18 protein-coding genes and 1 tRNA gene are annotated in these 16,518 nt (G+C 65.9%); 14 read left to right on the top strand and 5 right to left on the bottom strand.

Annotated elements, in window-relative coordinates:
- Nucleotide 1: 1 nt before the first annotated feature.
- Both RMN73_RS00395 and RMN73_RS00390 read left to right on the top strand, forming a co-directional pair.
- Entirely contained in the window at nt 2-193 is a 192-nt protein-coding gene (locus RMN73_RS00395) for a hypothetical protein (protein WP_309601339.1), read from the top strand.
- Complete coding sequence (locus RMN73_RS00390) at nt 174-1,448, top strand: MFS transporter (protein WP_309601338.1); 1,275 nt, start codon at nt 174-176, stop codon at nt 1,446-1,448. Before RMN73_RS00395 ends, RMN73_RS00390 begins: the two co-directional genes overlap by 20 nt.
- Here the strand turns inward: RMN73_RS00390 and RMN73_RS00385 are convergent.
- The gene (locus tag RMN73_RS00385) at nt 1,445-3,232 is read right to left on the bottom strand and encodes an ATP-binding cassette domain-containing protein (protein WP_309601337.1); all 1,788 of its coding nucleotides are present in this window, start codon (nt 3,230-3,232) and stop codon (nt 1,445-1,447) included. The genes RMN73_RS00390 and RMN73_RS00385 overlap by 4 nt on opposite strands.
- Before the next feature lie 127 nt (nt 3,233-3,359).
- Here RMN73_RS00385 and RMN73_RS00380 point away from each other — a divergent pair, with 127 nt between their 5' ends.
- The 9 genes from RMN73_RS00380 to RMN73_RS00340 all read left to right on the top strand — a co-directional run bounded on the left by RMN73_RS00380 (nt 3,360) and on the right by RMN73_RS00340 (nt 11,479).
- Nucleotides 3,360-3,647, top strand: coding sequence for a PepSY domain-containing protein (locus tag RMN73_RS00380; RefSeq protein WP_309601336.1), 288 nt, complete (start codon nt 3,360-3,362; stop codon nt 3,645-3,647).
- Between the two features lie 117 nt (nt 3,648-3,764).
- A complete protein-coding gene (locus RMN73_RS00375; RefSeq protein WP_309601335.1) occupies nt 3,765-4,430 on the top strand; it encodes a response regulator transcription factor in 666 nt (221 codons plus the stop codon).
- A 65-nt stretch (nt 4,431-4,495) separates the two neighbouring features.
- Complete coding sequence (locus RMN73_RS00370) at nt 4,496-5,857, top strand: ATP-binding protein (protein WP_309601360.1); 1,362 nt, start codon at nt 4,496-4,498, stop codon at nt 5,855-5,857.
- A gap of 10 nt (nt 5,858-5,867) precedes the next feature.
- Nucleotides 5,868-6,881, top strand: a complete 1,014-nt coding sequence (locus RMN73_RS00365) for a polyprenyl synthetase family protein (protein WP_309601334.1) — start codon at nt 5,868-5,870, stop codon at nt 6,879-6,881.
- 78 nt (nt 6,882-6,959) lie between these two features.
- A complete protein-coding gene (locus RMN73_RS00360; RefSeq protein WP_309601333.1) occupies nt 6,960-7,361 on the top strand; it encodes a hypothetical protein in 402 nt (133 codons plus the stop codon).
- Between the two features lie 3 nt (nt 7,362-7,364).
- The gene (locus RMN73_RS00355) at nt 7,365-7,589 is read left to right on the top strand and encodes a helix-turn-helix transcriptional regulator (protein ID WP_309601332.1); all 225 of its coding nucleotides are present in this window, start codon (nt 7,365-7,367) and stop codon (nt 7,587-7,589) included.
- A gap of 51 nt (nt 7,590-7,640) precedes the next feature.
- Nucleotides 7,641-8,624, top strand: coding sequence for a phosphogluconate dehydrogenase (NAD(+)-dependent, decarboxylating) (gnd, locus tag RMN73_RS00350; RefSeq protein WP_309601331.1), 984 nt, complete (start codon nt 7,641-7,643; stop codon nt 8,622-8,624).
- On the top strand, nt 8,605-11,151 hold the full coding sequence (gene hrpB, locus RMN73_RS00345) for an ATP-dependent helicase HrpB (RefSeq protein ID WP_309601330.1): 2,547 nt from the start codon (nt 8,605-8,607) through the stop codon (nt 11,149-11,151). The genes gnd and hrpB overlap by 20 nt, the downstream gene beginning before the upstream one ends.
- Before the next feature lie 46 nt (nt 11,152-11,197).
- Nucleotides 11,198-11,479, top strand: coding sequence for an NADH dehydrogenase ubiquinone Fe-S protein 4 (locus RMN73_RS00340; RefSeq protein ID WP_309601329.1), 282 nt, complete (start codon nt 11,198-11,200; stop codon nt 11,477-11,479).
- Nucleotides 11,480-11,505: 26 nt separating this feature from the next.
- Here RMN73_RS00340 and RMN73_RS00335 read toward each other — a convergent pair whose 3' ends face one another.
- Complete coding sequence (locus RMN73_RS00335) at nt 11,506-11,922, bottom strand: Imm63 family immunity protein (protein ID WP_309601328.1); 417 nt, start codon at nt 11,920-11,922, stop codon at nt 11,506-11,508.
- Nucleotides 11,923-11,981: 59 nt separating this feature from the next.
- On the bottom strand, nt 11,982-12,839 hold the full coding sequence (locus RMN73_RS00330) for a phosphodiesterase (RefSeq protein WP_309601327.1): 858 nt from the start codon (nt 12,837-12,839) through the stop codon (nt 11,982-11,984).
- Between the two features lie 161 nt (nt 12,840-13,000).
- Between RMN73_RS00330 and wecB the strand changes: the two genes are divergently transcribed.
- The 3 genes from wecB (at nt 13,001) to RMN73_RS00315 (ending at nt 14,235) form a co-directional block, all read left to right on the top strand.
- Complete coding sequence (gene wecB, locus RMN73_RS00325; protein ID WP_309601326.1) at nt 13,001-13,924, top strand: non-hydrolyzing UDP-N-acetylglucosamine 2-epimerase; 924 nt, start codon at nt 13,001-13,003, stop codon at nt 13,922-13,924.
- Entirely contained in the window at nt 13,921-14,109 is a 189-nt protein-coding gene (locus RMN73_RS00320; protein ID WP_309601325.1) for a hypothetical protein, read from the top strand. The genes wecB and RMN73_RS00320 overlap by 4 nt, the downstream gene beginning before the upstream one ends.
- 51 nt (nt 14,110-14,160) lie before the next feature.
- Nucleotides 14,161-14,235, top strand: a tRNA-Glu gene (locus RMN73_RS00315).
- Nucleotides 14,236-14,257: 22 nt separating this feature from the next.
- On the opposite strand, the gene RMN73_RS00310 is transcribed toward RMN73_RS00315, so the two are convergent.
- The gene (locus RMN73_RS00310; RefSeq protein WP_309601324.1) at nt 14,258-15,466 is read right to left on the bottom strand and encodes an MFS transporter; all 1,209 of its coding nucleotides are present in this window, start codon (nt 15,464-15,466) and stop codon (nt 14,258-14,260) included.
- Nucleotides 15,463-16,494 (bottom strand): LacI family DNA-binding transcriptional regulator, encoded by a 1,032-nt coding sequence (locus tag RMN73_RS00305; RefSeq protein WP_309601323.1) that lies wholly within the window; start codon nt 16,492-16,494, stop codon nt 15,463-15,465. Before RMN73_RS00305 ends, RMN73_RS00310 begins: the two co-directional genes overlap by 4 nt.
- Nucleotides 16,495-16,518: the final 24 nt, after the last annotated feature.

Raw genomic sequence — 16,518 nt, 5'->3', positions numbered from 1 at the left:
GATGAAAACCGGACTGGCGATTGCGGGGGTGGCCGCATTGCTGATGGGGTTGCTGTGGATCGGGCAAGGGCTGGGTTATGTCCAATGGCCGGCCTCGAGCTTCATGCTCGACCAGCGGCCGTGGGCGTTGCGCGGGGCGATCCTCGCGGTGATCGGGGTTGGTTTGCTGATCTATGCCCGCCGCCGCGGCTGAGCTGACGCATCGGCCCGTGTCGCGCGGGTCGACGGTCATCGCGGCCTTCTCGACGATCGTCGAATGGTATGATTTCACGCTCTACCTCTATTTCGCGACGATCTTGTCGCGGGTGTTCTTTGGCGGTGGCGCGGGGTCGCTGGCGGTAACGCTGGCCGGCTTTGCAGTGGCGTATCTGCTGCGGCCGCTAGGGGCATTGTTCTTCGGGCATATCGGCGACCGCTACGGGCGAAGGCGCGCGATGCTGCTGTCGGTGGCATTGATGTCGGCGGCGATGCTGGCGATCGCGCTGCTGCCGACGCGAGCGCAGATTGGGCCGCTGGCGGGGGTGCTCCTCCTGTTGCTGCGCTGCGTGATGGGGTTTGCGGTCGGCGGCGAGTATACCGGCGTGGTCGCGTATCTGCTCGAAGGGGCGCGGGCCGGGCGGCGCGGGCTGATCACCTCGCTGGCGGCGGCGGCGAGCGAGGTCGGCGGGCTGCTCGCGGTCGGGGTGTCGGCGCTGACGGTGAGCAGTTTCAGCGGCGCCGACCTCGACTCGTGGGGCTGGCGGATTCCGTTCTTCGTTGGGGCGGCGCTGGCGCTGAGCGTGTGGATCGCACGCTCGGCAATGGAAGAATCGCCCGAATTCGAGCGCCAACGCGCCGCCGATAGTGTGCCGACGCATCCGCTGCGCCACGCGCTGACCCACCATCGCCCCGGGATTGCGCGGGGCTTCGCGATTTCGGCGCTGGGGTCGATCACTTATTATGTCGGGATCGGTTACGTCCCCGCTTTCCTTGCGTCGGCGGGGGCACAGAGCGAGACGGTCGCATTGTGGCTGGCGACGATTGCCGCGGTGGCGGTGATTTTGGTGACTCCGCTGACCGGCCTGGCGTCCGACCGCTGGGGACGCCGGCCGGTGCTGATCGGGCTTGCGGTGCTAAGCGCCTTGCTGCCGATCACGATGTTCTCGATGATGGCCAGCGGATCGGCCGCCACCGCACTGGTCGGTGCGATCGTGCTGGCGTGCGTTGCCGGCGGGGTCAGCGCGGTCGGCGCGGTGACGACGGCGGAACTGGTCGGCGGCGAAGGGCGACTGACCGGGCTGGCCCTGGGCGCGACCAGCGCGACCGCGATTTTCGGTGGGCTGACGCCGTGGGGCGCGCAGGCGCTGATCGGCGCGACCGGCCTGGCGGTGATGCCCGGGATCATGATCGCGGTGGTGGCGGTGGCGGTGCTGCCGGTGCTGTGGTGGATGCCCGAAACGCGGCCCTAGGCGGCCAACGCTTCGGCCATTTCCGCGACTTCGAGCCAGCGCGCTTCGGCGGCGTCTTTTTCGGCGCGCTTGGAATCGATGCTTTTGGTCAAGGCGGCGAATTTGTCGGGATGCTTCATGAACAGATCGGGATCGTGGAGCGCGGTTTCGGCGGCGGCGATTTCGCGTTCGAGGCGCTCGACTTCGGCCGGGAGCCGATCGAGATCGCGCTGGTCTTTGAAGCTTAGCTTCTTGCTGACCGGGGAAGACTTTGTATTCGTGCCCGCCAAGGCTCCGGCTTTCGCCGGAGCGCGGGGGACGGGCGCGGTTTTTCGTTTCACCCAATCCTCATAACCGCCGGCGACGATGTCGACCTTGCCCGATCCATCGAGGCCGAGCGTGACGGTAACCGTCTTGTCGAGGAAGTCGCGGTCGTGGCTGACGATGAGGACGGTGCCGTCATAGTCGGCGATCACTTCCTGCAGCAGGTCGAGGGTTTCGAGGTCGAGATCGTTGGTCGGCTCGTCGAGTACCAGCAGGTTGGATGCTCTCGCGAATTCGCGGGCGAGCAACAGGCGCGACCGCTCGCCGCCGGACAAGGTACCGATCGGCGCCTCGGTCAGCGACGGGTCGAACAGATATTCCTTCAAATAGCCCTTGATGTGCTTCTTGACCCCGCGCACCTCGATCCAGTCGCCGCCCTCCGCCAGCACATCGCGGACGCGGCGCTCGGGCGACATCAGTTTGCGCTGCTGGTCGATGACGATGCCCGAGAGCGACTTGGCCTTGGTCACCTTGCCACTGTCGGGGGCGAGCTCACCGTTGAGCAATTTGAGCAAGGTAGTCTTGCCAGTGCCATTGGCGCCGACCAACCCGATGCGGTCACCGCGTGTGATGCGGAGCGAGAAGTCGCGGATGATGGTGCGGTCATCGAACGATTTGGTGACAGCTTCCGCGTCGATCACGACCTTGGTCTTCACGTCATCGCGCGCGAGGCCGAGCTTGGCGGCACCGGCCGGCCCGAGCATTGCAGCGCGCTGGGCGCGCATTTCGTGGAGCTTGGCGAGGCGGCCCTGGTTGCGCTTGCGCCGCGCGGTGACTCCGCGCTGGAGCCAGTGGAGCTCGAGCTTCAACCTGGCGTCGAGCTTGTCGGCGGCGCGTTCTTCCTCGGCATAGACCGCCTCGGTCCAGGCATCGAACCCGCCGAACCCGATTTCCGCCCGGCGAAGGCTGCCGCGGTCAAGCCAGATGCAGCTTTTGGTTAGCCGCGCCAAGAACGTGCGATCGTGGCTGATGACGATGAACGCGCCCTTGAAACGCATCAAATATTGTTCGAGCCAGTCGATCGCGCCAAGATCGAGATGGTTGGTCGGCTCGTCGAGCAGGAGAACGTCGGGGTCCTGCGCCAAGGCACGGACGATCGCTGCGCGGCGGCGCTCGCCGCCGCTGGCCGTGGCGGTCGGGCGGGCGAGGTCGATTCCGATCTGGTCGGCGATAGAAGCGGCCTCGTGCGGTTGCGGCGGCCCCTCCCCGCCCAGCACCCAATCTTCGAGCGTCGGATATGCGGTCATGTCGGGATCCTGCTCGAGCAGGACGACTCGCGTGCCCGGAACGATGGTCCGCTGCCCGAGATCGGTCTCGATCGTCCCCGCGAGGCATTTGAGCAGGGTGGTCTTGCCCGCGCCATTGCGGCCGATTAGCGCCAGCCGGTCACGCGGGCCGACATAGAGGTCGAGATCGCGAAACAGCCAACCTTCGCCCTGGTGGAGGCCGAGTTTTTCATAGGATAAGATGGGGGGTGCCATGCGCCAGCGCCTAGCCCAGCATTAAGCAGTCGTCACGTGGCCCCATGAATGATAGCAATCAGCCCATTCATAAGTCATTCAAAGCTTGGCCCGTAGGAAGGCGGCACAGAAAGATTTGTTTATGACCATGTTGCGTCCCCTCCTTGCCGCTGCGCTTGCAGCAGGCTTCCTGACCGGCCCGGCGCTGGCCGACCGTCCGCGCGACCAGGACCAGGCGTTCCGCGCCACCACCGAAGGTCGCGCCATTCCCTTGCCGCAGATCCGCGACCGGGTCGCGCGCGAGTTTGGCGACGCCGAATATCTCGGCCCCGAATTTCGCGGCGAGACGTATCGGCTGAAGTTCATGCGCAATGGCCGCGTGATCTGGGTCGACGTCGATGCCGCGACCGGCCGAATCGTCGGGCGCTCGCGCTAAACGCCTGATTCTTTCGCCCTGTCGTTCCCAATCTTGTCTTGCTTGCGCTGAACCAAGCAACCGTTCAGCTTGGCATGTGTTAAGCACGCGAAACGAATTTTGCAGGGGAATATCTCAATGCGGGTCCTGATCGTCGAGGACGAACCCAATCTCGGTCGCCAGTTGCGCTCCACGCTGGAAGGCGCGGGCTATGCCGTCGACCTCGCCACCGACGGCGAAGACGGCCATTATCTCGGCCAGACCGAACAATATGACGCGGTGGTGCTCGATCTCGGCCTGCCCGAAGTCGACGGGCTGACCGTGCTCGATCGCTGGCGAAAGGAAGGCCGCAAGATGCCCGTGCTGGTGCTGACCGCGCGCGACAGCTGGTCGGACAAGGTCGCGGGCCTCGATGCCGGCGCCGACGATTATCTGGCGAAACCGTTCCAGACTGAGGAATTGATCGCGCGCCTGCGGGCGCTGATCCGCCGTGCGTCGGGCAATGCGAGTTCGGAGCTGGTGGCGGGCGACATCCGCCTCGACACGCGATCGGGCAAGGTCAGCCGCGCCGGGGAGCCGATCAAGCTGACCGCGCAGGAATATAAATTGCTGTCCTATTTGATGCACCACAAGGGCAAGGTGGTCAGCCGGACCGAACTGATCGAGCATATTTACGACCAGGATTTCGATCGCGATTCGAACACCATCGAAGTGTTCGTGACGCGAATCCGCAAGAAACTGGGTGCCGACACGATCACCACCATCCGCGGCCTCGGCTATAGCCTCGAGGACCCCGCCGCTTGAACAATGCCCTCCCGGCCGAGCCGGTCGTGAGGGAACGGCGCGGCATGACATCGCTTACCCGGCGGCTGATCGGGGTGGCGGCGCTGTGGATCGGGGTGTTGCTGCTCGGTGGCGGGTTCGCGCTTGATCGGGTGCTCACTGGATCCTTGGTCGAGACGTTCGACAAGCAGCTCGAATATATTCTCAACAAGGCGCTGATCGCGAGCTCCGAGATCGGCCCCGACGGCGAAGTGAAATTCAGCCGCGCGCCCGCCGACCAACGCTTTCTCGAGCCTTATTCGGGGATTTATTTCCAGATTTCGGGTGCTGGCACCGATGCGTTTCCGTCGCGCTCGCTGTGGGACCGGCGGCTGAAGGTCGAATCGGGGCACAAAGACATCGAGCTTCATCATTACGACAGCCCCGAATTTGCGGGCGAGCCGTTGCGGGTGGTCGAACGCGACGTGATCCTGCCCGGATCGTCGGTGCGGTGGCGCTTCCAGGTGGCGCAATCGCGCGAAATCCTCGACCGGCAGATCGGCGAGTTCCGCAAGACGTTGATCCGCAGCCTGGCCGCGCTCGGGCTTGGCCTGCTGGTTCTGGTGGCGTTGCAGGCGAGTTACGGGCTGTGGCCATTGCGCCGGGTGAGGACCGAGGTGATCGCGATCCGCACCGGCCGCCAGCAAAGAATCGCCGAAAATTTCCCGCGCGAGGTCGATCCGTTGGTTCAGGAGATCAATGCGCTGCTGGCGCATGGCGAGGAGCAAGCCGAGGAAGCGTGGCGTCACGCGGGCAATTTGGCGCATGCGCTCAAGACCCCGCTGACCGTGATCACCAACGCTGCCACCGCGCAGGCGCCCGATCTGGCCGACACCGTCTGCCGCGAGGCGACGACGATGCGGCGGCAGGTCGATCACCATCTGGCCCGCGCCCGCGCGATCGGCCGCCGATCATCGGCGCAGGCCCGCGCGACGGTGTGGGACAGCCTGGAAGCGGTCGAACGGGCGGTGTCGCGGCTGTACCCGGCGGTAACCGTCGATATCGATGGCGACCGCACCGCCGCCGTCAGGGTCGAGCGGCAGGATCTCGACGAAATGTTCGGCAATCTGATCGAAAATGCCGCCAAATATGGTGGCGGGCGGGTGTTCGTCACCGTGTCACGCGCCGCCGCCGGGCTGGTGGCGATCGAGGTCGAGGATGACGGCTCGGGCATCCCCGCCGCCGAGCGCCAAGCGATCTTCGACCGCGGCGCGCGGCTCGACACCACCGGCAAGCCCGGCACCGGCCTTGGCCTCGCCATCGTCCGCGACGTGGTCGAGATTTACGGCGGGTCGGTGGCCTTGAGCGAAAGCGAGGACCTGGGCGGGCTGCTGGTGACGCTCAGCCTGCCCGAAGCGCCGGTTGCCGCCAGCGATCCGGTGCTGGCCAAGCCGCGTTCGGGCCGCTAGGGCAGCGACCGTGTCCGCGACCGTCCACAGCCTCAACGATCGCGGCGAGCCGAGCCTCGAGCCTTTGGTCCAGCTCGTCGCTGCCGACATGAATGCCGTCAATGCCGTAATCCTCGACCGGATGCAGTCCAAAGTCGCGCTGATCCCCGAGCTGGCCGGCCATTTGATCGCGGGTGGCGGCAAACGGATGCGGCCGATGCTGACGCTGGCGAGCGCGGCGTTGTGCGATTATCCCGGAACCCGACACCACAAGCTCTCCGCCGCCGTCGAATTCATCCATACCGCGACCCTGCTCCACGACGATGTCGTCGACGGATCGGGGATGCGGCGCGGCAAGACCGCCGCCAACCTGATCTGGGGCAACCCGGCGAGCGTATTGGTCGGCGACTTCCTGTTTTCCCGCGCGTTCGAACTGATGGTCGAGGACGGCAGTTTGAAGGTGCTCAAGATTTTGAGCCACGCCAGCGCGGTGATCGCCGAGGGCGAGGTCGACCAGTTGACCGCCCAGCGGCGAATCGACACCGACGAGGATCATTATCTAAGCATCATCGCCGCCAAGACCGCCGCCTTGTTCGCCGCCGCGTGCCGGATCGCGCCGGTCGTGGCCGAGGCGGGCGACGAGGCCGAGGCGGCGCTCGACAGCTTCGGCCGCAACCTTGGCGTTGCCTTCCAGTTGGTCGACGATGCGATCGATTATTCGTCCGACGCGGCGACGATGGGCAAGGGCCAGGGCGACGACTTTCGCGACGGCAAGATGACCCTGCCGGTGATCCTGGCCTATGCCCGGGGCAGCGAGCCCGAGCGCGCCTTCTGGGCGGCGGCGATGGCCGGCACCCGTGCCTCGGACGAGGATTTGGCCGAAGCGATCAGACTGGTCGGGTCGAGCGGCGCGCTGGCCGACACGATGGAACGCGCGCGGCTGTACGCCCGCCGCGCAATCGACGCACTTGCCCCTTTCCCCAACGGACGCGCGAAGGCGGCGATGGTCGAAGCGGCAGAATTTGCGGTGGCGCGAGCGTATTGATTGATGTAAAAAATATTTGACAAGAGTGTTAATCTTCTCCATTTGTGTAAAAGAATTTTTACATGAAGGAGTTTCCAGATGTCGTTTCGCGAAAAATCTGCGTGGGCAATGGGTGCCCTGCTGTTAGTGGCAGGGGCGGTTTACATTACCCTGATTGCGTCTGCCGGTGCCCCACCTGCCACCGCCGCGATTGTGTTTGTGCTGATTGCAATCGTCGGGTCGATCGCGACGCAGGTGATTTTGGCAATTGCATCACCGGGAGAGGCACTGACCCCCGCTGACGAACGCGAACGACAGATTACCGACAAGGCGGGGCATTTCGCGTCATATGTGCTTGCTAGCGGCGTGGTCGTTGGACTGGGCCAATTCATTGTCACGCAAGATGGAAGCAAGATGTTCCATATCGTCCTGACCTGTCTTATCCTTAGCCAGATCGCGGAATATGGCGCGCAAATCCTGTTCTTTCGGCGATCAGTTTGAGCCATGTCCAAGCGGCCACCGATCACCAACCGAGTCCGCGAACTGCGTGAACAGCACAGCCAGATGAGTCAGGCCGCGCTGGGAGGCGCTGTCGGAGTCACCCGCCAGACGATTATCGCCATCGAGCAGGGTCGCTACTCCCCGAGCCTTGAAACCAGTTTCCGCATTGCACGCCTGTTCGGGGTCGGGCTGGAGGATGTATTCGGCTGGAACGAACCGTCGGCATGACCGTCGGCATCACGGCTGCTATGGCGCTTTAAGCGAGAGAAGGAAGCGGGCATGAAACTCGGCATGATCGGGCTTGGGCGGATGGGCGGCAACATGGCGCGGCGGCTGATGCGCGGCGGGCATGACGTCGTCGCCTATGACCGCGACCCAGCGGCAGTGGCCGGTCTCGTCAACGAGGGCGCGACCGGCGCGGCGAGCCTTGACGAACTGGCAGGCAAGCTCAGCAGTCCGGCAATCTTTTGGGTGATGCTTCCCGCAGGCGAGATTACCGAGGGCGTGGTCGGCCAGATTGCGGCGCTGGCCAAGCCGGGCGACATCGTCATCGATGGCGGCAACAGCTTCTGGAAAGACGATGTGCGGCGCGGCAAATCGCTCGCCGGACAACAGATTCATTACGTCGATGTCGGCGTGTCGGGCGGGGTGTGGGGGCTCGATCGCGGTTATTGCATGATGGTCGGCGGGCCGAAGGAGGCGGTCGATGCACTTGGGCCAATCCTGACCACGCTGGCACCGGGTGAGGGGACGATCCCGCGGACTGCACGCGCCGATACCGCACCGACCGAATGGCTCGCCGAAAAAGGCTATATCCACGCCGGACCATCGGGCGCCGGGCACTTCGTCAAGATGGTCCACAACGGCATCGAATATGGCATCATGCAGGCCTATGCCGAGGGCTTCGACATCCTGAAGCACCGCAACAATGACGGGCTTCCCGATGGCGAGAAGTTCGATCTAAACCTGAGCGACATCGCCGAAGTGTGGCGGCGCGGGAGCGTGATTTCATCGTGGCTACTCGACCTGATCGCGATCGCCTTGGCCAAGGACCCCAGCCTCAAGCAATTTTCCGGCCGGGTCGCGGATTCGGGCGAAGGACGCTGGACCATCGATGCGGCGATGGAGGAATCTGTGCCGATCGACGTGCTCGCCGCGAGCCTGTTCGCGCGCTACCGAAGCCGGGTCGAATATAGCTATGCCGACCAATTGCTGAGCGCGATGCGGTTCGGCTTCGGCGGGCATGTCGAGATACCGCAATAGTCGGTTGACCCGCCTCGCGATCGACGATGTCCTGCCCGAGTTGCTGACTGCGCTGCGCGATGGGTCGCGGGCGTTGCTGGTCGCGCCGCCGGGGGCGGGCAAGACGACGCGGGTGGCACCGGCGTTGCTCGGCGAGGCATGGTGCGATGGACAGGTGCTGCTGCTCGTCCCGCGGCGGCTGGCGGCGCGATCGGCCGCCGAGTTCATGGCGAAAGAGCGCGGCGAGGCGGTCGGAGCGGCGGTTGGCTATATCACGCGGCTCGACAGCAAGGTGGGCAAGGCGAGCCGGGTGATCGCGATGACCCACGGAGTTTTTCTTAGCCGATTACAAGGCGATCCGGAGCTGGCAGGGGTTTCGGCATTGCTGTTCGACGAAGTGCATGAGCGCAGCCTCGACAGCGATCTGGCGCTGGCGCTGACGCTGGATGCGGCGGCTGAATTGCGGCCTGATCTCAGGATCGTGGCGATGTCGGCGACGTTGGATAGCGCGCGGTTTGCGGGCTTGCTCGGCGAGCCGCCCAAGATCGAGAGCGAGGGCAAGAGCTATCCGCTCAGCATCCTGTACGACGGGCGCGACCCTAGGGCGCGGATCGAGCCGCAGATGGCGGGCGCGATCCGCCGCGCGCTAAGCGAGCATGACGGGTCATTGCTGGCGTTTTTGCCGGGGGTGGCGGAGATTGAGCGAACGGCGGAGGCGCTTGGCAATCTCCCGTCGAATGTCGTGCTCCACCGGCTGCACGGGCAGATTGATCCAGCCGCCCAGCGCGCCGCGCTTGCCCCGCCCGCACCGGGGACGCGCAAGCTGGTGCTGGCGAGCAGCATCGCCGAGACCAGCCTGACCTTGGACGACGTGCGGATCGTGATTGACAGCGGACTGGCGCGGCGGCCGCGTTACGATCGTGGTGCGGGGCTGACCCGGCTGGTGACCGAGCGGGCAAGCCAGGCGGCGATTACCCAGCGCGCCGGGCGCGCGGCGCGGCAGGCGCCGGGGGTGGCGATCCGATTGTGGGAGGAAGCGGCGACTGCTGCGCTCCCCGCGCACGATCCGCCGGAGATTCTAGAAGCCGATCTGTCGAGCTTATTGCTAACGTGCCTGCAGTGGGGCGAGCGCGACCCAGCGCGGCTGCCGTTCCTCGACGCGCCGCCCGCTGCGGCGCTCGACGAAGCGCGGGCACGGCTGGTGCGGATCGGGGCGGTGGACGGCGACGGGCGGCTGACGGCGCATGGCAAAGCCGTGGCGGCGATCCCGCTCGACCCGCGGCTGGCGCATATGCTGATTGAAGCGCGGGCGCGCGGGTTCGGGGAAGCGGCGGCGGAGGTCGCTGTGCTGCTGACCGAGCGCGGACTGGGCGGGAATGACGCGGATCTCGAGGTGCGGCACCGGCGCTGGCGGGGGGATCGCGGGGTGCGGGCCGAGGCGGCGAGAAGGATGGCGGGGCGGTGGGCGCGATCAGTTCCCCTCCCTACTTCAAGGGAGGGGCTAGGGGTGGGTACGAGCGAAGCGAGGCGCCTGCGGCGCACCCACCCCCAACCCCTCCCTGAAAGAGGGAGGGGAGAATATAGCCTCGCCCTCGCCATCGCCCTAGCCTTCCCCGAGCGCCTGTCGCGGCGCCGTGATTCTTCCGGCGAGCAGTGGCAGTCGGTCGGCGGGCGCGGGTTTCGGCTGGATCCGGCGTCGCCATTGGCGCGGAGCGAGTGGCTGGCGGTGGCCGAGGTGGCGGGGGCGGCTTCTGGCGCGCGGATTCTTAGTGCAGCGGCGATTGAGTTGAGCGATGTCGAGGATTTGTTCGGCGATGCGATCGAGGCGTTTACCGAGGTTCGGTTCGACCCCGCGACGTCGGCGATCAGCGCCACTAAAGGCCGGCGGCTGGGTTCAATCCGATTATCGTCGGCGCCTGACCCCAAGCCCGACCAGGCGGCGATCGAGGCGGGGTTGTTTGCGGCGGTAAAGCGGCATGGGCTGGCGATATTGCCGTGGAGCGACAGCGCGGTCGCGCTTCGCCAGCGGGCGGGGTTCGCGCGGGGGCATGATGCGGCGGTCCCCGATCTGGGCGATGCGGCGTTGCTGAAGCGGCTCGACGAATGGCTCGCGCCGTTGCTGAGCGGCAAGCGGCGGCTCGATACGCTCGACCCAGGCGCGCTTCGCCATGCGCTCGACGGGCTGCTCGGCTATCCGGCGACGCAGGCGATCGACAAGCTCGCGCCAACGCATTTCACCTCGCCAGCGGGCGCGGGCCATCCGATCGACTATGCTGCGCCGGGCGGCCCGACGGTCGAGGTTCGCGCGCAGGCGCTCTACGGGCTGAAAGCGCATCCGATGGTCGGCGGCGGGCGGGTGCCGCTGACGCTGGCGATCACCAGCCCGGCGCACCGGCCGATCCAGACGACTCGCGATCTGCCCGCTTTCTGGGCCGGATCATGGCGCGAGGTGGCGAAGGAAATGCGCGGTCGCTACCCGCGGCACCCGTGGCCCGACGATCCGGCGAGCGCGCCGCCGACGCTGCGGACCAAGCGCCCAAGAAGCTGACACTCGCGACTTGATTCCGCGCCGCCCTTGCGCCAATCGATCCGCCATGACGACCGCACGGATCATCGAAGAGCAACGCAAGACCACCCAGTCGGGCAAGGCCAAGGCCGGCCGCTGGACGCTCGAGATCGAGCGCAAAGAGGCGCTCAAGCCCGATCCGCTGACCGGATGGGCCGGAAGCGGCGACACCGAAACCCAGCTGCGCCTGAGCTTCGACAGCAAGGACGAGGCGTTGGCCTATGCCAAGACCAAGGGCTATGACGTCCACATCATCCCCGCCCCGCCGGTGGTGCTCAAGCTACAGGCCTACGCCGACAATTTTCGGTAGGGGCGGGAATGAGTGGGGAGCGAACTTTAGCTGTCGTGGAAAGGATTGGTCCTCAAGATCTCCTCATATTCGGCCCCGCGTCGCTTGGCCCACGCGGGCGACAGTAACTCCGGCAGTTCGAGTTCCTTGGCGAAGGCTTGTCTCCGACTGTCCGCTCCTTCACTCCGATTGCGCAACTCGTACTCCCACGACAAGGAGAAGGTTAAGGCTCGCATAGCCCAGTAGAGAAGCTCATCCAAATCGCCGGTCTTTCGCCTCTCAAGCTCAACGCCACGTTCCTCGACGATGAAGTAGTAGGCATCTCCCACTTCAATGTAGGGCGAGCCGTCACCCCTTGGTCGGCTTGCGATAGTGAAGTCCTCTCGGCCTAATTGGTGAGCGAGGGATTTTACCTTCTTCTGGATTGTTTTCGCATCCAAGAGGTCGTCATTGCCATTGTGCATGGTGCGCCTCGTGCCACTTGGGCCTAATGTCTGCAACGGGTCGCGAGCGCCCCCATCCCTCACCCCGTCCCTCTTTCCTCCAGGAACGCCTTCATCATCGGCTGGAGGTTGCTGCTGTAGGTCGCGATCACGTTGCGCGGGCCGGCGATTTCGAAATGGCTGAGGAAGGTGGTGCCGTCCCAGTAATGGATGGCGTAAGCCGGCGCGTCGCCGATGATCAGGGCGCGGCCGTCAGGGTGGAGCGGGTCGACCGCCTCCAGATCGAGCGCGACCAATGGAGCGGTCGAGGCGCAGACCACCAGCCTTTTGCCCGCAAAGCCGGTGGCGATCGGGCGATGGACGTGGCCGGCGATGATGGCAACGACCTGTTTGGCGGGGCGGATCACTTTCTCCACCCGCATCACCCATTCTTCGCACGACAAGGCGCTCATCCATTCGATCCCGGTATCGACCGGCGGATGGTGCATGACGATGACCGTCGGGACGTCGGGTTTCTCGCGCAGGCGGGCCTTGAGCCATTTCGCCCGCGCCTCGCACACCATGCCGCCGTGACGGCCTACATCGAGCGTGTCGACGACGACAAAGCGCAGGCCGCCATACTCGGCCTCATATTGGATGAAGCCATTCTCATCGAGCGGGACTTCGGGCAGCACGGCGCGCAGGCCATCGCGGCTGTCGTGATTGCCGACCGCCCACAGCAAGGGCCCCTGCCAGCGCTTGACCAGGGATTCCATGTGGCGATAGGCGCGCTGGTCATCGCCATTTTCGACCAGATCGCCACTGACGATCAGCAAATCGGGCTTGGGAGTCATCGCGTTGAGCTGGTCGATCACCAGGTTGAGCCGGCGAATATTGAGCTCGTGCGGATTGTCGCGGTCGAAGCCGATGTGCAAATCGGTGATTTGCGCAATCAGCATTGAGCGCCTGCCGACGTTGAAGACCGTATCACTCTATCCCCCCGGACGGCGCATCGTTCGAAGCGCGCCTTCACGACCTTTCTATAGCGGGTCAATTGCTAACGCCAGCTTGCGCATCGGCGCGGGCGCCGCCATGATCGCGGGGCCGAGCTAGGGGGAATGTGAGTTACCCGCGTATCGACCTTGTGGTCGGAACCCGCCCGGAAGCGATCAAATTGGCACCCGTCGTCTTTGCCCTTGCGGCAAGAGGCTGCGCCCCGCGCCGGTTGCTGACCGGGCAACATCCGATCGACCCCGCCGATCATGGGCTCGGCCGGTTCGAGCGGGTCGCGCTTGATTGTCCCGGGCAGCGCAACCCGATGGCGCATTCGGACATGGTCGCGCGCGCCGTGGGCGCGATGCTCGCCGACCCGCCGGCCCTTCTGGTGGTGCAAGGCGATACGTCGAGCGCGCTGGGCGGGGCGATGGCCGGCTTTGCGGCGGGCGTGCCGGTGGCGCATGTCGAGGCGGGGCTGCGCAGTTTCGACCCAGCCATGCCGTGGCCCGAGGAGCAGAATCGAGTCACCATCGACCGCTTGTCGAGCTTGCTGTTCGCCCCGACCCAGACCAGCGCCGCCAATTTGCGCGCTGATCATGTGCAGGGCGTGGTCAGCGTCACCGGCAATACCGGGATCGACGCCTTGTTCGCGGTGCTCGACCGGCTGGAGCCGGCGGGTGAGTCCGTCGCGGGCGGGCGGCTGCGGCTGCTGGTGACATGCCACCGGCGCGAAAATTGGGGGAAGCCGATGCGCGCCGTGGCCGCCGCGCTCAACCAACTGGCGCGGCGCGAGGCGGTCAGCATCAGGGTCGTGCTGCACACCAACCCGACGGTCGCCGAGGCCATGACCAAAGCGGTTCGGCCAAACGAGGCGGTCGAATTGCTCGCGCCGCTGAGCCACGCGGAAATGATTGCGGCGATGCGATCGTCCGACCTTATACTGAGCGATTCGGGCGGGGTGCAGGAGGAAGCGCCGGCACTGGGCGTGCCGTTGCTGGTGCTGCGCGACAAGACCGAGGGCCCGAGGGGATCGCCAGCGGCAACATGATCCTGGCCGGGACGACGCGCGACCGGATCATCGCGCTGGTGATGCGCCTGACCGACCCGGCAATGCGCGCGACGATGAGCCGCCCGAGCCTGCCCTATGGCGACGGCCAGGCGGGCCCGCGGATTGCGGAGACGATGCTGGCGTGGATCGCGGCGCAGCGCGGGGGCTTGCGCGCCGCCGGGTGAGTCGGTTGACGGAGCGGCACGGCTCGACCATATGCGCCCCCTCGGCCAGACGGCCCCTTCGTCTAGCGGTTAGGACGTCGCCCTCTCACGGCGGTAACACGGGTTCGATTCCCGTAGGGGTCACCAGCCTGCAACGCGATTGCCGGGATCAGTCGATCGTCCGGATCCGCGTCACCAGCAGCCCGGCCGCCAGTGCGAGCAGCCCTGCCCCCGAAAATCCCAGCGACCAATCGATTTGCGGGGTTTGCGCGAGCATGCCGAGCGCGAGCGCCGGGACGACGATTGCCGGCAAGGTGTTGGTGAGATTCATATAGCCGAGATATTCGCCGCGTCGGGGATGCCCACCTAGCAATTGCGCGACCAGCGCCGAATCGGCCGACAGGAATATCGTCAGCCCGGCGTTGAACAGGACATAGCCGATGATCATCATCGGCCAGCCATCCGCACCGGCAAGGATCGCGAGCGACAGCGCGCAGGCCAGTGCACCGCCGATCATCGGCCGGCGGCGGGTCCGTCGCTGGTCGGACCAGGCCCCCGCCACCAGCGCCGCGCTGACCGACGCGACCACCGACAACGCGGCCATCATTCCAAACGCCCGCGACGCCGCCGATCCGGTCATCGCCGGGCGGCTGGCGACGAACAGATAGAAGAAGTTGAGCAGGAACGCCGCGCCGCTTTGGATCAGCAGGCGCGCGACCCAGACCCGCGCGAAATCGGGCCACGCGATCGCCAGCATCGGCCCGGCCGCGGCGCGCGGCGTTGCCGCGACACGCGGGAGATGCGCAGTGAGGATCAGCGGCAGTGCGGTACCGGCGCTGAGCGCACCGACGAACAGGAACCCGCCCGCCCCGTCGATCGGAAACAGCGCCGCGGCAAGGCTGGTGCCAATGGCGGACAAGGGAAGTGCCGAATTCATCATCGCCGCGACCCGGCCCTTGCGCTCGTCGGCGACATGATCGGTCAGCATCGCCCCCAACGGCGCGAACATCAGGTTGAGCGCCAGCTGAAAAACGATGATCGCCGCGAACAAGGAGCGCACGTCGGTCGCCCACGCAAACAGCGCGTAGGCCCCGACCACCGCCGCCGTGCCAATCGCCACCAGCCCGCGCCGCTGGCCGAAGCGCGCGCACCAATGATCGCTCAATTTGCCCGCCGCGATGTGCGCGACGCTGGCGACGATTCCGCCAACCAGCAACAGCCAGCTGAGCGTGGCAACCGCCGATCCCGGCGCAATGTCGTTGACCCGGCGGGGCAGCAGCAAGGCGAACAAGGGCATGAAGGCGAGGTGCGCGCCGAGGACGGCCAGCACATAGGATCGTTCAGCCCGCGCCGCCGCCCCCGGCGCGGCACCGGTCACGCCGCGATCGGCCCGGTGCTTGCGCGCTGGATCAGTTCGAACGGCAGCTCGAAAATGCCGTTGCTGGCGTCGCCATGACTGATCGCGATCAATTGCTTGCACGCGGTGGCGATCATCCCAGCGGTCGGCTGGCGGATCGCAGTCAATGGCGGCACGCTGAAACGCACGCCCGGCGTATCTTCGAAACTGACCACCGACAGGTCGCGCGGCACCTTGAGCCCGCGGCGATCGGCGACGTGGAGCGCGGCGAACGCCATTTCGTCATTGTCGGCGATGATCGCGGTCGGCGGGGTCGCGCGGCCGAGCATTTCGTCGATCACCCGCGCGGCGGTATCGAACTTGAAGTCGCCATTGCCGATCAATCCCTCGGGCGCGCCTGCGGCGGACAAAGCGGCACGAAAACCCGCGACGCGCCGCGCCGAATTGCCATAATTGGGCGCGCCCGCAACATAAGCCAGATGGCGATGGCCGAGATCAAGCAAATGCCCCGCCGCCGCCGCCGCCGCGCCTTCCTCATCCATATGCACATCGACGCAGCCATCGCCGGTGCGATGGCCGACGCGGGCGCACGGAATTGCGCGTTCGGCAAGCAAGGCGGTAAGCGCAGAATCATCGCAATGCGGCGGGGTCAGGATTACCCCGTCGGGGCGCAGCGCGCTGGTGATTGCAGCAAGGTCGGCGACCGCCTTGTCGCCGGCGGTGTCGATCAGTTCGAACACCAGGTGATAATGATGGCGCTCGCATTCGGTCATCCCGCCGTACAGCATCTGGTCGACCCAATCGTTGCCGCGTCCGGCCTGCCAATTTTCGAGCGTCCGCTGGCGATCGTTGACGGCGAGGATGAGGTATGAGCGCGCACCCGCCATCCGCCGCGCACTGAGATTGGGGACATAGCCCAGCCGATCGATCGCCGCGCGGACCCGATGGCGCACGGCATCCTTGACGTTGGGGCGATTGTTGATGACTCGCGACACCGTCTGGCGCGAGACGCCAGCCGCTTCTGCAACATGTTCGATTGTCAGTGCCACCGGCTTCACTAATCCCCCTCGATC

It is taken from the genome of Sphingomonas sp., assembly GCF_031372575.1.
GTDB lineage: Bacteria > Pseudomonadota > Alphaproteobacteria > Sphingomonadales > Sphingomonadaceae > Sphingomicrobium.
This window is presented reverse-complemented; position numbering and strand designations above follow the sequence as displayed.

What these genes read in the sequence shown, in the direction of transcription:
- RMN73_RS00395 (WP_309601339.1), top strand. Translation starts at nt 2, where the DNA reads ATGAAAACCGGACTGGCGATTGCGGGGGTGGCCGCATTGCTGATGGGG.
- RMN73_RS00390 (WP_309601338.1), top strand. Translation starts at nt 174, where the DNA reads ATGCCCGCCGCCGCGGCTGAGCTGACGCATCGGCCCGTGTCGCGCGGG.
- RMN73_RS00385 (WP_309601337.1), bottom strand. Translation starts at nt 3,232, where the DNA reads ATGGCACCCCCCATCTTATCCTATGAAAAACTCGGCCTCCACCAGGGC.
- RMN73_RS00380 (WP_309601336.1), top strand. Translation starts at nt 3,360, where the DNA reads ATGTTGCGTCCCCTCCTTGCCGCTGCGCTTGCAGCAGGCTTCCTGACC.
- RMN73_RS00375 (WP_309601335.1), top strand. Translation starts at nt 3,765, where the DNA reads ATGCGGGTCCTGATCGTCGAGGACGAACCCAATCTCGGTCGCCAGTTG.
- RMN73_RS00360 (WP_309601333.1), top strand. Translation starts at nt 6,960, where the DNA reads ATGTCGTTTCGCGAAAAATCTGCGTGGGCAATGGGTGCCCTGCTGTTA.
- RMN73_RS00355 (WP_309601332.1), top strand. Translation starts at nt 7,365, where the DNA reads ATGTCCAAGCGGCCACCGATCACCAACCGAGTCCGCGAACTGCGTGAA.
- gnd (WP_309601331.1), top strand. Translation starts at nt 7,641, where the DNA reads ATGAAACTCGGCATGATCGGGCTTGGGCGGATGGGCGGCAACATGGCG.
- hrpB (WP_309601330.1), top strand. Translation starts at nt 8,605, where the DNA reads ATGTCGAGATACCGCAATAGTCGGTTGACCCGCCTCGCGATCGACGAT.
- RMN73_RS00340 (WP_309601329.1), top strand. Translation starts at nt 11,198, where the DNA reads ATGACGACCGCACGGATCATCGAAGAGCAACGCAAGACCACCCAGTCG.
- RMN73_RS00335 (WP_309601328.1), bottom strand. Translation starts at nt 11,922, where the DNA reads ATGCACAATGGCAATGACGACCTCTTGGATGCGAAAACAATCCAGAAG.
- RMN73_RS00330 (WP_309601327.1), bottom strand. Translation starts at nt 12,839, where the DNA reads ATGCTGATTGCGCAAATCACCGATTTGCACATCGGCTTCGACCGCGAC.
- RMN73_RS00320 (WP_309601325.1), top strand. Translation starts at nt 13,921, where the DNA reads ATGATCCTGGCCGGGACGACGCGCGACCGGATCATCGCGCTGGTGATG.